This window comes from Glycomyces buryatensis (assembly GCF_004912275.1).
GTDB lineage: Bacteria > Actinomycetota > Actinomycetes > Mycobacteriales > Micromonosporaceae > Glycomyces > Glycomyces buryatensis.
The window spans coordinates 67,686-80,284 of sequence record NZ_STGY01000042.1 but is presented as its reverse complement, the minus strand read 5'-3'; the positions used below and the strand labels follow the sequence as shown (position 1 = coordinate 80,284).

Below are 12,599 nucleotides of genomic sequence, written 5' to 3'. Positions count from 1 at the left end.
CTTATCGACCTTTCGCCGGAAGTTATCCACAGCCTCAAAAGTTTTTCTTGCCAACCCTTGACACTGCCGGACATGGTTACTCCAAGGCACACATCCGCCACTGAATGTAGGAGTGATCATGGCCGCGACCTCGACCCTCAAACCCGCAGCAACCACCCGGCAACCACAGGGTGCCGCCGTCGGCCTCGCCTCGGAATCCCTGCTCATCACCGGCGACGACCGCCTCGCCGAACTCGTCGCGCCCCTCGCCGCCGCGACCGGCCACCCCCTCCACCGGGTCCGCCATCCACGCGACGCCGAACCGCGATGGCAACGCGCGCCCCTGGTCATCGTCGGCGCCGACGTCGCCCCCGACTGCCTCGCCCACCGCCTCCCCGAGCGGCCCGGACTCATCCTCTGCACCACCATGGCCTGGCTCGGCGCCGACCCCGCCGACACGTCCATGTTGTGGCCCATGGCGATCCAACTGCACGCCGACCACGTGATCGCCGTACCCGAGGGCGCCGAATGGCTCCTCGACCGCTTCACCCGCGCCAAACGCGCCGTGACACTCGCACCGGTCGTCGCCACGGTCGCCGGGCACGGCGGGGCCGGCGCCTCAACCCTCGCACTCGGCCTGGCCACCGCCGCAGCCCAGAGCGGCAAGCGAGCAGTCCTCATCGACCTCGACGTGACCGGCGGCGGCATCGACGCCGCCGCCGGACTGGCCTCTCAATCGGGCTGGCGCTGGCCCTCCCTGGCGGGCGCCACCGGCCCGTTCGAACCCGAACGACTCCTCGCCGGACTCCCCCAGCGCGGCGAGCTCTACCTGATCGGACCCGACCCGCACAACCCCGCCGGCGTGGACCCCGAACTCGTCGGACGGGTCCTCCACGCCGCCCGCCTGGCCGCCGACCTCATCGTCACCGACCTGCCGCGCGAACCGAGCGAGGCCGCGATCCGCGCCGCGAGCGCCGCCCGCTCGGTCGCACTGCTCGTCGCCCCCGGCGAACGCAACTGGGAGGCCGCCCGCAGCGTCCGCACCGCCTACGGCCTCCACGCCTCCCGCCTCGGCCTCGTCCGGCGCACCGCCACCGGCGCCGGCCACGCCCGGCCCGCCGGCGCCTCGCGCAAGAACGCGACTCCGGCGCGGGCCCGGGCTGCGCAGCGGACCGAGCCCGAGGACGCGACCGTCCTGCCCGTCTGGGGGCAGATGCCCACCGACCGAAACCTGCCGACCCGGCTGCGGCAGGGCCGACTTCCCAGAGGCCGCACCGCCCGCGTCGTCGACGCGCTCGGGACCGAACTGGTCCAATCCCGCACCGCCTGCGGCGAACGCTCCCGGCGCGCCGCCGACCGGGCCGGGTCGGTGCGATGAACCGCGAACTGCTGGATCGGATCCGCCGCCAACTCGCCGCCCAGACCGACCCGGCCGCACCCGGCGAGCAGCGCGGCCGCACCGCCAAAGCCGACATCGTCCGCGCCCTCTGCGAATCCGGCGCCGCACCCCCGGACCAGCGCGGGCTCCTCGACCTGTCCGCCGCGCTGGCCGACGACCTCACCGGCGCCGGGGCACTCCAGCCGCTGCTGGACGACGCCACCGTCACTGACGTCGTCGTCAACGGGGAGGACGGGGTGTGGATCGACCGCGGCGAGGGACTGCGGCCCGCGCCGGTCGCCTTGGGCGGCACTGAATCGATCCGCTCGCTGGCCTGCCGCCTCGCGGCAGCGGCGGGCCGCCGCCTCGACGCGGGCAACCCGTACGCCGACGTCCGGCTGCCCGACGGCACCCGCTTCCACGCGGTCCTGCCGCCGATCGCCGCGAACGGCCCGTTCCTGTCCTTCCGAACCCACCGCTCGAAAGCCTTCACGCTGGCGCAACTGGTCGCTGCCGACACACTCACCGCCGACCTGGCCGACGTGCTGCTGCGCATCGTCAAAGCCAAGCTCCCGTTCGTCGTGACCGGCGGGACCGGCACCGGGAAGACGACGCTGCTGGCGAGCCTGCTGTCCTGCGCGGACGATGCGGAGCGGATCGTCATCGTCGAGGACGCCGCCGAGCTCGCGCCCGACCATCCCCACACGCTCACCCTCGAAGCGCGGCCGGCGAACATCGAGGGCGCCGGCGAAGTGGACCTCGCATCGCTGGTGCGCCAGGCCCTGCGGATGCGGCCCGACCGCATCGTCGTCGGCGAATGCAGGGGCGCGGAGGTCAGCGAACTCTTGGCCGCGCTCAACACCGGACATGAAGGCGGGGCCGGAACCCTGCACTGCAACGCGGCCGCCGACGTCCCGGCGCGATTGGAGGCCCTGGCCCTCCCGCACGGGCTGCCACGCGCCGGCCTGCACGCCCAGCTCGTCGCCGCCCTCCGCGTCATCATCCACTTGCGACGATGCGGAAACGGCCGTCAGGTCGCCGAACTCGCCGTCATCGACACCGACACCTCCAGGTCCGGCGGTCTGACCGTCGCGACCGCCTGGACCCGCCACGGCCCCGGACCGGCCGCCGGCATCCTCGAACGCCTGCTGAGGGAGCGGAACTCATGAACGCCATCGCCCGAGCTCTGATGATCCACCGACCGAAGCGCACCGCCGCCGCAGCGGCGACGGCCGCGACCATCGCCGCCGCCTGGCTCGCCTCCGGGCTCGGCGCGCTCGCCGCTGTGACCGCCGGTGTCCTCGCCGCCGTCTACACCGCGGCCGCCCTGGCCGCCTGGCACCGGTCCCTGCGCCGCCAGCACCTTCGCGAAGCCCGGCAGGGCGCCGCCGACACCGTCGCCTACCTGGCCGCCGATCTCGCCGCCGGGACGGACCCGGCCCGCGCGATCGCCGCGATCGAACCGGACTGGCCCCGCGGTGCCCGGTCCACCGCCAGGCGATTGAACGCGGCCTGGTCGGTCGCGTCCGAGCTCGGCGCTCCGGCGGCGGAGCTGTGCCGCCGTCTCGCCGACCACCTGCGAGAGGACGAGCAGGCGGCCGCCAGAGGCCGGGCCCAGACCGCCTCCATCCGCGCCACCGCCGGCCTGCTGACGGTCCTGCCCGCGGCGGGAGTCGCCTTGGGGGAATCGCTCGGCATCGACGCCGTCGCCTTCCTCCTGGCGAGCTGGGCGGGCATCGCCTGCCTGGCCGGAGCGATCGTCCTCCAAGGAGCGGGCCTTGCCTGGACTCGGGCGCTGATCGCCTCGGTCGGAACGGAGGCAGCGTGATGCGCGCACCGGCCGGCATCGCAGCGACCGCCAGGTTTAGCATCGCCCCGCTGACGGGGGCGGCTGCGGTCGTCGTCATCGGCGGCGGCACCGGAATCGCCGTCGGATTGGGATTGTGGTGGCTCACGGCACGACTGCTCAAGACCGATCCGGACCGGGTCGAGAAGGCCACCGCGGCCCGCCTCGCTCCTGAATGGCCCTGGACGCTCGACCTGCTCGCCGCCGGACTGCGGGCCGGAGCCCCGTTCCCTCAGGCGGCCTTCGCAGTCGCCCGCAGCGACGAACCGGCGATCGGCGAACGGCTCGCCCGCTTCGCCCAGGCCATCCACCTCGGCGCCACCGCCGCCGAGGCCGCACCCGAACTCGGGCGCCTGCCCGGTGCCGACCGGCTCGCCAAACAGCTCGACCGGTCCGGTGACTCCGGCGCGGCCATCGCCGCCGGACTCGAACAACTGGCGGCCTCACTCAGAGCCGAGCACCGCACCCGAACCGAGGAACGCGCCGGACGCGCCGCCGTGGCCCTCATCGGACCGCTGTGCCTGTGCTTCCTGCCCGCCTTCGTGATCGCCGGCATCGGCCCGGTGGTCTTCGGCATCGTCGCCGACACCGTGGGCACCGGAATCTGAACCGAACACCACCGAGAAGAAAGGCAACACCGCATGACCGCGAACAGCGCAACAGTCCCGACAACCACACCCGCCAAGACCACCGCACCAGTTCAGACCACCGCACTCACCCCGACCACCACGGCCCGACCCGTCGAGCACCGCAATGAAACCGGAGAAGACACCACCATGACCGCCTGCAAACTCCCGATCCACTCCGTACCGGACCAGCGCGGCACCGACTTCGGCACCAGGACGTCGCCCCGCCCATGCGGCGGCGAACGTGACCGGACCGCGACCGGCTCGAACATCGATGGCGGCGACGAACGGTGCCGGACCGCGACCGGTCCGAACGCCGACGGCAACACCGAACCGCGCCAGCGCACGCCCCGCTCGAACAGCGGCGGTCGCGGAGACGCCGCCTGCAAGCCGTCCCAACTCAGCTGCTGCAAGACCCCGATCCGAAACACCGAAGGCGAAACCGGCCGTACCCGATCCGAAGCCGCCCAGACCCACCGCCCGAGCCCGCGGCCCCGCCCGCGCGAGGACGAATGGAGCCCGGGCCGCATGAAAGGCGTGACCAAACCGAGCTGGGGCGGGAAGTTCGCCTCCAAGATGCGCGGTGGCGGAGAGAGCGGCATGAGCACCGCGGAATACGCCGTGGGGACTCTGGCGGCGGTCGCCTTCGCGGGAGTGCTGTTGAAAGTCCTCACCTCGGGCACGGTCCAAAGCGCGCTGTCGGCCCTCATCGAACGTGCCCTGTCATGACGGCGGCCCAGATCCGGCCCGCGCCGGGCCAGCGGCCGAACCAAGCGGCGCAACCACCTGACGGTGCACGGGCGCAGCCTGAGAGCCGGCTTCGTCGCCACAATGTGGATGTTCCACGGCGAAGACCACCGTGCCTTCCCACCGAACGCCGCCGAGCGGGAGGCCCCGGCCGCCGCGGGTCATCCCCGCACCGCCGCTCTGGCGACGGCAGCCGCACAGGTCTTTCATCTGCACGGCGAGCCAGTCAGCGAGCGGGACGGCGAGCGGGTTCTGGCGCGAACGGCAGGCCTCGCGCGTCTCGGCGCGGCCGGTCGGGAGCGGACGGCCAACGGGGACTCGTCACCGCCGAACTGGCGGCGGTGCTCCCGGCCGTGGTGGCGGTGCTGGCCCTGGGGATGTGGGCGATCTCGACCGTCGGGGTGAAGGTCCGGGCGATCGACGCAGCCAACAGCGCCGCGATCGCGGCCGCCAGGGGCGAGAACGCCCAGGCCGCAGCGGCCGCGTACCTGCCCGATGGCGCGTCGGTCGCCATATCCCAGGAGGCCGGGCTCGCGCGAGCCACGGTGACCGCGCCGTCGCGGCCGTTGGGTCCGCTCGCCCCATCGATGGACGTGACAGCAGTGGCAACCGCACCACTCGAACCGGGGGTGGCCGAATGAACCGTGCGGCCGGGCCCGATCGAGCCGACAAGCGGCAATGCGACCTTCCCAACGAAGCCGAACGGGACAAGCAACGCCCCAACGCACTCCGGACCGCAATAGGGCCCCGGGACGGCCGAAGGGCCGGCTGCGGGGAGGAAGGCTCGGCGACGGTGCTCGCGGTCGGTGTCGTGGCGGCCCTGGTGGTGTCGACGGTGGCGTTCGCCGCGGTCGGCCAGGCCACGGCGGCCAGGCATCGCGCACAGGGAGCCGCCGACGCGGCCGCGCTGGCAGGAGCCGCGAAGGTCCTGTTCGGAGACGAGGAGGCCTGTGCGGCCGCTGCGGCGATGGTGGCGGCCAATAGCGCCGAACTCGAAAGCTGCGAGGTCAACGACCTGGAGGTGACGATCCGAGTGACTGAGGAAGCGAACGGAATCCCAAGGGCCTTCGGCCCGGCCCGAGCAGTCTCAAGGGCGGGCCCGGTAACGGCAGGCTAGAGGAGATGAACCAGGACTCAGCGGGTCGATGAGGGTGCGGGAGCTGGCCCCCGCACCCGGATCCTCACGCGGGCGAAAGCCCCGGAACCGGTACTGCCGAGCACGCCGAACCGGACCCGGATCCCCGCGCGGGCGAGAGCCCGCTCTCGAAATGGTTGGTAGGCGGTGGTGGGTGGGTGGGCAGGGGGGGGAGGGGAGGGGGTTCTGAGTTGGTTCCGGCTCCACCTGTTGCAGATGAGTTGACCCTGCGGGTGTTCAGTGGGGATCGATTCAAATTCGATCTGGCCCCGCCTGGGATGCTGTATCGGGAATGGGTCGAGCCGCCGAGCCGCCTCAGCCTGCCTGGCGTCCGCGCCCAGCATCGTGGGAGTGGGAGTGGGAGTGGGAGTGGGAGTGGGAAGCGAGTTGCGGGTTGCTACCGGCGGGGCCGGCAGGGCCGGCCGTAAGCCGCGCACGTGCAGCCCGAAACCCGTGCGGTCCGCCGGCTCCAGCCCTTCCTTCAGGTGCAGCGAGGGGATCTCGTAATCGCCGAAGTTCTGCCGCCGGAACGCGATCGGCTCGGTCGACTCCAGGGTGAGCAGGCGCTGCTCCCAGGCCTTGGCGATGACCGGGTAGTCCTCGTCGGTCGTCCGGTCGGTGCCGTACAGCACGAACGGCGGCAGCACCTCGATGCCCGGGTAGTAGAGGATGCCGTGGTGAATCGGGAACAGCAGATCGTCGATCGGGCCGTTGATCCCGCGGGCGGCATAGTGCGACTGCGGGCCCCCGACCGTCACCGACAGCAGCGCCTTCCTGCCCGCGAGGGTGCCCTCGCCGAAGCGCTCGCCGTACTTGGTCTCGCTGTGCTCGCCGACGCCGTAGGCGAAGCCGTAGGTGAAAACCCGGTCCACCCAGCCCTTGAGGATCGCGGGCATCGCATACCACCACAGCGGGAACTGGAAGACGATCGTGTCGGCCCACAGCAGCTTCTCCTGTTCGGCGAGGACGTCCGGGGTTAGCGCCCCAGCGTCGAAGGCCCGGCCCGAGTCCCGGGCGACCCTCAGCGGACTTGAGGCGTGGGGCCCGTAGTCTGCGGCGTCCACGATCGCCTTCCAGTTCATCGCATACAGATCGCTCACCCGCACCTCGTGCCCGGCGGCCTCCAACGTGGACACCGCGAGGTCCTTCAGTGAGCTATTGAGCGACTTCGGCTCCGGGTGGGCGTAGACGATCAGCGTCTTCATGGGAACTCCTTCGGCGCTGCTTCTTTCGGACGTGGTGCCTTCGATTCTGGGCGCCGCGCCGCCCGGCGTTCAGGGGCGCTTCTTCCGTCGGACGGGACTTCCTGGTAATGGCAGGGCCACCTTCACCGGCGCCACCGAGGCCATACTTGGGCCATGGACGATCTCGCGGGCTTCCTGCGGACCCGGCGTTCCCGGGTCGACCCGGCGGCCTTCGGCATCCCCACCGACAGGTTCCGCCGGGTCGAAGGGCTGCGCCGTGAAGAGGTCGCGCACCTGTCCGGAGTGAGCGTCGACTACTACGTACGCCTGGAGCAGGGCCGCGCGACCCAGCCTTCCGAGCAGGTCCTCGACGCGCTCGCCCGCGTTCTCGGGCTCGACGAGACCGAGAACGGGCACCTCTACCGGCTCGCGAGGCAGCGCCGCCGCCGCGCGAAGGTGCCGGGCGGGCGGGTCCGGCCGGAACTGGGGCGCGTCCTCGACCTGGTCGCCGACGCGCCCGCGCTGATCATGGACCATCGCCTGGACGTGCTCGCCGGGAACCGTCTGGCCCGGCTCCTCTACGGCCTGCCGGTGCCGGGCTGGAACACCGCCCGGCACCTATTCCTTGAGGAGGCCGAGCGCGGCCTCTATGTCGACTGGGACCAGTGCACCCTCAATGTGGTCGGGCACCTGCGCTTGGCCGCCGGCAAGTATCCCGAGGACCCCCGCCTGGCCTCGCTCATCGGCGAGCTGGCGATGGGCAGCGAGCGGTTCCGCCGCCTCTGGGCCCGCGCGGACGTGCGCGCCCGCGCACATGGACGCAAAGCGTACCGGCACCCGCTGGTCGGACTGCTGGAGCTGCACCAGGAGAACTTCGCGCTACCAGACGAATCGGGCATGGAGCTGGTGGTGCTGTCCGCGGCCCCCGGCAGCACCACCGAGGACGGGCTGCGCCTGCTCGCCGGCCTGGGCGCGGACGGCGGCAACGCGCATCCCACATTGAACGCTCAGGTCCGCGAACAACCGGGCGACGCCCACCCCGCCCCGGAAACCCCTCGCCACTGACGGCTCCCCGGTCACCGGCCTGCTCGGCGGCTATCGACACGGTTCCCACCGAAACCCCGACGCGGGGCGCGGGGGTGCTCGACGGCATCAGTGACTCGCGGCGCCGCCACGGGCACAGAGCCGCATCCTCTGTTTAAACTCGCGCCATGACCCAACACGGTTTCTCCCCCGACCAGGCGCCCGCGACCCGGGCGTCCGGTCGCCGGCGCACCTACCTCATGTGCAAGCCGGCCTACTACGCCGTCGAGTACGCGATCAACCCATGGATGGACACCTCCACCCCCGTCGACACCGCCCTCGCCTGCGCCCAATGGAACACCCTCGCCGCCGTCTACACCGAACTCGGCCACGAGGTCCTGCACATCGAGCCCGAACCCGGCCTCCCCGACATGGTCTACGCCGCCAACGGCGCCTTCGCCGTCGACGGCATCGCCTACGGCGCCCGCTTCCGCTACCCCGAACGCTCGCCCGAGGCCGACTCCCACGAGAAGTGGTACCGCGCCGCCACATGGACCGTCATCAAGCCCGAGCACACCAACGAAGGCGAAGGCGACTTCACCTACCTGCCGGGCCGCGAGCTCATCCTCGCCGGCTGGGGCTTCCGCACCGACGCCCGCGCCCACGCCGAGGCCGCCGACGTCTTCGGCCACCCCGTCGTCTCGCTGAAATTGGTCGACCCGCGCTACTACCACCTCGACACCGCGCTGGCGCCCCTCGATGACGACCGCATCGCCTACTACCCCGACGCCTTCGCCCCCGGCAGTCGCCTCCTGCTCGAACGGCTCTTCCCCGACGCGGTCATCGCCGACGCCGACGACGCAGCCGCATTCGGCCTCAACTTCGTCTCCGACGGCGCCAACGTCGTGGTCAACGCCGAGGCCGTCGGCATGCAGCGCAAGCTCTCGGGCGCCGGCTACGAACCCGTGCCGGTCGACCTCTCGGAGCTCAAGAAGGGCGGCGGCAGCGTCAAATGCTGCACCGCCGAACTGCGCCGCTGACGCATCGTCGCCGAGCGAACCGCGATCACCCCGGGCCGCTTCCGACCTGCCGCCGGCGCGCTTCCCCTCCAGCCAGGGGCGGCGCGCCGGCTTCGTCAGGCCGCCGTCAGGGTCGCTTCGAATCCCGTCTGCGGACGCTCGCGGGTCGAGTTCGCGCCCGGGCGGCGGAACTCCCGCGCCAGCAGCGCGTCGATTCGCCATACGCGTTTGGCGTGGGAGGCCGGCAGCCAGAAGTGCCAGCGGTGCGGCTCGGCCGCGTCGGGACCTTCCAGGACCGTGAAGTCGAGCTCGACGCCGGGCCCGTTCGGGTCGGCAGACCAGCGCAGGTTCTCCACCGCCGACACCGGCGCGTCCAGGCACAGCCTGACCCGCCCCAATAGACGCGATTGCCTGGTGACGACGAGGCGCTGCGAGGTCAGCATGAGGATGTGGTCGCCGCTGCCGAGTCCGTCGGAGCCGATGCATCCGGTCAGCAGTGACACGCGGTCCCCGGCCGGGATATTGCGGCCGAGGAGTGGAACATGACGGGCCAGTGCCGTCGTGGTCAGGCCGGCCTCGGCCGAGGAGGCGAGCATGGTGCGGGAGAAAAGGTCCATGTGCTTGTACCCCACAGGTGTCCGTGTGCGTTCATCACTCAGCGATGCGCTCTCGAAACCTTTAACGGAAATCCGCATGTGCAAGTTACGGCTGCGGGTGGGGATTTCCCAGGCTCACTCCTTTGAGCGAGTCCGCGCCCGAGTCCAAGCTCAAGTGCAAGCCCGTGCCGCCTTGCCGACGGAGCGGTCCGGCCTATTCGAAGTCGGGGATCAGCTCCGGCAGGTTGTCCTGGGCCCAATCGGGCAGCGATTCCTCGCCGCCCGGGGAATGTCCGGGCGCGGACGATTCGCAGTCGCGTCCGTGGCCGCTCTCGATCGGGATCAGCTGCGGCGGTTCCGCATCGGTCACCGAATCCGACTCCGGATCCGACTCGGGTCGCAGCTCCGGTTCGGTCTCGGTCCGCCCCGGCGCCGGGGCGACCTGCGGCTCGGCGGCCGAGGGCTCAGGACCCGGTTCTGCGCGCGAGTCCCCCGCCGCCCCGGGCGACTCGCCGTCGGACGGCCCGCCGGGCGGAGCCTCCTCGGCCTCGATCACGATCGTCTCGGATTCCCATTCGAGCGGCGCGCCGCCGCCGCTGCCGTCGTACAGCCCGGCCGCGCTGGTGAACGCCCACCCGACCACCGCGAAGGACCCCACCGTCCCGGCGCTCACCCCCACCAGAGCGAGCCAGATTCCCCACGGCCAGCGTCCCCCCTGGTCGCTGCGTGTCCGGCGCACGGCGTGCTCCTTCCTGCCACCCCCGTGCGACGAAACGGCCGTTCAGGACCGATGATGTCGGAGGCTAAGGCGAGAATTGTTACTCAGCGTTGAATGTCAGCCCACGAATAGTAATCGGATGGCGGGTGTGACGCGCACCGCCCAAGGCTTTGAGATGCTTGGATACACCGGAATATCAATATGAGGAGGCCAACATGGGCGACCAACCGCGTCCAGCCAAGAAGACGGCCAAGAACCGTCGGAAATCCGCCTCAGCGAACGAACCCGAGTTCGTCCAACTGCTGAATCCCGGAGGGCAGCGCGTCGACCATCCCGACTACGCCCTCGACCTGTCCGACGAGGAGTACCGCGGCCTCTACCGCGACCTCGTCATCACCCGCGAGCTCGACGCCCAGGGCACCGCCCTCCAGCGTCAGGGCCAGCTCGGCCTGTGGCCGAGCCTGCTCGGCCAGGAGGCCGCCCAGGTCGGTTCCGGCCGCGCCCTGCGCGAGCAGGACACCGTCTTCCCCGCCTACCGCGAGCTCGGCGTCCAGTGGTGCCGCGGCATCGACCTGCTGTCGTCGTTCGCGCTGTTCCGCGGCGTCGACCTCGGCGGCCGCGACGTGGCCGCCGACCGCTTCCACATGTACTCGATCGTCATCGCCTCCCAGACCCTCCACGCCGCCGGCTACGCCATGGGCGTGGCCAAGGACGGCGCGGTCGGCTCCGACGAGGGCGAAGCGGTCGTCGTCTACCACGGCGACGGCGCCACCTCCGAGGGCGACTTCAACGAGGCGCTCATCTGGGCCGGCGTGTTCAACGCGCCGCTGGTGCTGTTCTGCCAGAACAACCAGTACGCGATCTCCGAGACCAATGCCCGCCAGTTCCTCGTCCCGCCGTCCCAGCGGGCCGCGGGCTTCGGCGTCCCGGGCATCCTGGTCGACGGCAACGACGTCCTCGCGACGTACGCGGTCACCAAGAGCGCGCTCGACCGGGCCCGCCACGGCGAGGGCCCGAGCCTCATCGAGGCCTATACCTACCGCATGCAGCCCCACACCACCTCGGACGACGCCACCCGCTACCGCGACGAGGCCGAGCTCGACCAGTGGCGCGCCAAGGACCCGATCCTGCGCTACCGCACCTGGCTGGAGGCCGAGGGCCTAGCCGGAGGCGACTACTTCGCCGAGATCGACGCCGAGGCCGACCGCGAGGTGCGAAAGCTGCGCGACCGCGTGATCAGCCTGACCGACCCGGAGGTGAGCGAGATGTTCGATTCGGTGTACGCCGAACCGGTGCCGCAGCTGGCGGCCCAGCGCGCGGAGGCGGTCGCCTTCCGCGCCTCGCTCGACGAGGGGAGTGAGTCCTGATGACGACGATGTCAATGGTCAAGGCCCTCAACTCCGGGCTGCGCACCGTGCTCGAGAGGGAACCCAAGGCCCTCATCATGGGCGAGGACGTCGGCCGTCTCGGCGGCGTCTTCCGCGTGACCGACGGACTCGAGAAGGACTTCGGCTCCGATCGGGTCATCGACACGCCGCTGGCCGAGTCCGGCATCATCGGCACCGCGATCGGCCTGGCCCTGCGCGGCTACCGGCCGATCTGCGAGATTCAGTTCGACGGCTTCGTCTACCCGGCCTTCGACCAGCTGGTCTCCCAGCTCGCGAAGATGCCGAATCGCTCCGGCGGGCGCGTGCGCCTCCCGGTGGTCGTGCGCATTCCCTTCGGCGGCGGCATCGGCGCCATCGAGCACCACTCCGAATCCCCCGAGGCGTACTTCGCGCACACCGCGGGGCTCAAGGTCGTGGCCTGCTCGAACCCGAACGACGCCCACTGGATGATCCAGCAGGCCGCCGCCAGCGACGACCCGGTGATCTTCTTCGAACCGAAGCGCCGCTACCAAGCCAAGGCCGAAGTGGACACCGAGAAGTCCTCCCTGGGCCTGCATGACGCCGCGACGGTCCGCTCCGGATCCGACGCGACCGTGATCGCCTACGGCCCCACCGTCGACGTGGCGCTCCATGCCGCCGCGGCCGCCGCCGAGGAGGGACGCGACCTGGAGGTCATCGACCTGCGCTCGCTCTCCCCGATCGACTGGGAGCCGCTGGAGGCCTCGGTGCGCCGCACCGGCCGCGCCGTCGTCGTCCATGAGGCCCCCGGCTCGCACGGCATCGGCGCCGAGGTCGCCGCCCGCCTCACCGAGCAGTGCTTCTACTCGCTGGAGGCACCCGTGCTGCGGGTGACGGGCTATGACGTCCCTTATCCGGCGAGCCGCCTCGAAGAGGACTACCTTCCGAACCTGGACCGGGTGCTCGACGCCGTCGACCGGTCATTCGAGTACTGAGGAGCGG

At 71.3% G+C, this 12,599-nt stretch carries 13 protein-coding genes and 1 pseudogene; 11 read left to right on the top strand and 3 right to left on the bottom strand.

Features of this window, described 5'->3' with window-relative positions:
• Positions 1-118: 118 nt before the first annotated feature.
• The 7 genes from ssd to FAB82_RS10750 all read left to right on the top strand — a co-directional run bounded on the left by ssd (position 119) and on the right by FAB82_RS10750 (position 5,693).
• Positions 119-1,357, top strand: a complete 1,239-nt coding sequence (gene ssd / locus FAB82_RS10780) for a septum site-determining protein Ssd (RefSeq protein WP_136534543.1) — start codon at positions 119-121, stop codon at positions 1,355-1,357.
• A complete protein-coding gene (locus tag FAB82_RS10775; protein WP_136534542.1) occupies positions 1,354-2,526 on the top strand; it encodes a TadA family conjugal transfer-associated ATPase in 1,173 nt (390 codons plus the stop codon). The genes ssd and FAB82_RS10775 overlap by 4 nt, the downstream gene beginning before the upstream one ends.
• Positions 2,523-3,185: a type II secretion system F family protein gene (locus FAB82_RS10770; RefSeq protein ID WP_136534541.1), complete on the top strand. Its 663-nt coding sequence runs from the start codon at positions 2,523-2,525 to the stop codon at positions 3,183-3,185. Before FAB82_RS10775 ends, FAB82_RS10770 begins: the two co-directional genes overlap by 4 nt.
• The gene (locus tag FAB82_RS10765; protein WP_246039572.1) at positions 3,185-3,811 is read left to right on the top strand and encodes a type II secretion system F family protein; all 627 of its coding nucleotides are present in this window, start codon (positions 3,185-3,187) and stop codon (positions 3,809-3,811) included. The genes FAB82_RS10770 and FAB82_RS10765 overlap by 1 nt, the downstream gene beginning before the upstream one ends.
• Positions 3,812-4,405: 594 nt before the next feature.
• Complete coding sequence (locus tag FAB82_RS28585; protein WP_211116529.1) at positions 4,406-4,558, top strand: DUF4244 domain-containing protein; 153 nt, start codon at positions 4,406-4,408, stop codon at positions 4,556-4,558.
• The gene (locus FAB82_RS28360; RefSeq protein WP_281276893.1) at positions 4,555-5,217 is read left to right on the top strand and encodes a TadE family type IV pilus minor pilin; all 663 of its coding nucleotides are present in this window, start codon (positions 4,555-4,557) and stop codon (positions 5,215-5,217) included. The genes FAB82_RS28585 and FAB82_RS28360 overlap by 4 nt, the downstream gene beginning before the upstream one ends.
• Positions 5,214-5,693: an Rv3654c family TadE-like protein gene (locus tag FAB82_RS10750; protein ID WP_136534539.1), complete on the top strand. Its 480-nt coding sequence runs from the start codon at positions 5,214-5,216 to the stop codon at positions 5,691-5,693. Before FAB82_RS28360 ends, FAB82_RS10750 begins: the two co-directional genes overlap by 4 nt.
• A 446-nt stretch (positions 5,694-6,139) precedes the next feature.
• Here the strand turns inward: FAB82_RS10750 and FAB82_RS28580 are convergent.
• Positions 6,140-6,916, bottom strand: a pseudogene (locus FAB82_RS28580) (NAD(P)H-dependent oxidoreductase); the annotation flags it as partial.
• A 153-nt stretch (positions 6,917-7,069) separates the two neighbouring features.
• Between FAB82_RS28580 and FAB82_RS10740 the strand changes: the two are divergent.
• Together FAB82_RS10740 and ddaH are read left to right on the top strand one after the other, a co-directional pair.
• The gene (locus FAB82_RS10740) at positions 7,070-7,960 is read left to right on the top strand and encodes a helix-turn-helix transcriptional regulator (protein ID WP_136534538.1); all 891 of its coding nucleotides are present in this window, start codon (positions 7,070-7,072) and stop codon (positions 7,958-7,960) included.
• A 146-nt stretch (positions 7,961-8,106) separates the two neighbouring features.
• Positions 8,107-8,958: a dimethylargininase gene (ddaH, locus tag FAB82_RS10735; RefSeq protein WP_211116512.1), complete on the top strand. Its 852-nt coding sequence runs from the start codon at positions 8,107-8,109 to the stop codon at positions 8,956-8,958.
• 95 nt (positions 8,959-9,053) lie between these two features.
• On the opposite strand, the gene FAB82_RS10730 is transcribed toward ddaH, so the two are convergent.
• Positions 9,054-9,554 carry a hypothetical protein gene (locus tag FAB82_RS10730; RefSeq protein ID WP_211116511.1) on the bottom strand — a complete coding sequence of 167 codons (501 nt, stop codon included), beginning with the start codon at positions 9,552-9,554 and terminating at the stop codon, positions 9,054-9,056.
• 193 nt (positions 9,555-9,747) lie between these two features.
• Positions 9,748-10,272 (bottom strand): hypothetical protein, encoded by a 525-nt coding sequence (locus tag FAB82_RS10725; protein ID WP_136534537.1) that lies wholly within the window; start codon positions 10,270-10,272, stop codon positions 9,748-9,750.
• A gap of 194 nt (positions 10,273-10,466) precedes the next feature.
• On the opposite strand from FAB82_RS10725, the gene pdhA reads away from it, so the two are divergent.
• Both pdhA and FAB82_RS10715 read left to right on the top strand, forming a co-directional pair.
• A complete protein-coding gene (pdhA, locus tag FAB82_RS10720) occupies positions 10,467-11,618 on the top strand; it encodes a pyruvate dehydrogenase (acetyl-transferring) E1 component subunit alpha (protein ID WP_136534536.1) in 1,152 nt (383 codons plus the stop codon).
• On the top strand, positions 11,618-12,592 hold the full coding sequence (locus tag FAB82_RS10715) for an alpha-ketoacid dehydrogenase subunit beta (protein WP_211116510.1): 975 nt from the start codon (positions 11,618-11,620) through the stop codon (positions 12,590-12,592). The genes pdhA and FAB82_RS10715 overlap by 1 nt, the downstream gene beginning before the upstream one ends.
• The last annotated feature ends 7 nt before the right edge of the window (positions 12,593-12,599 follow it).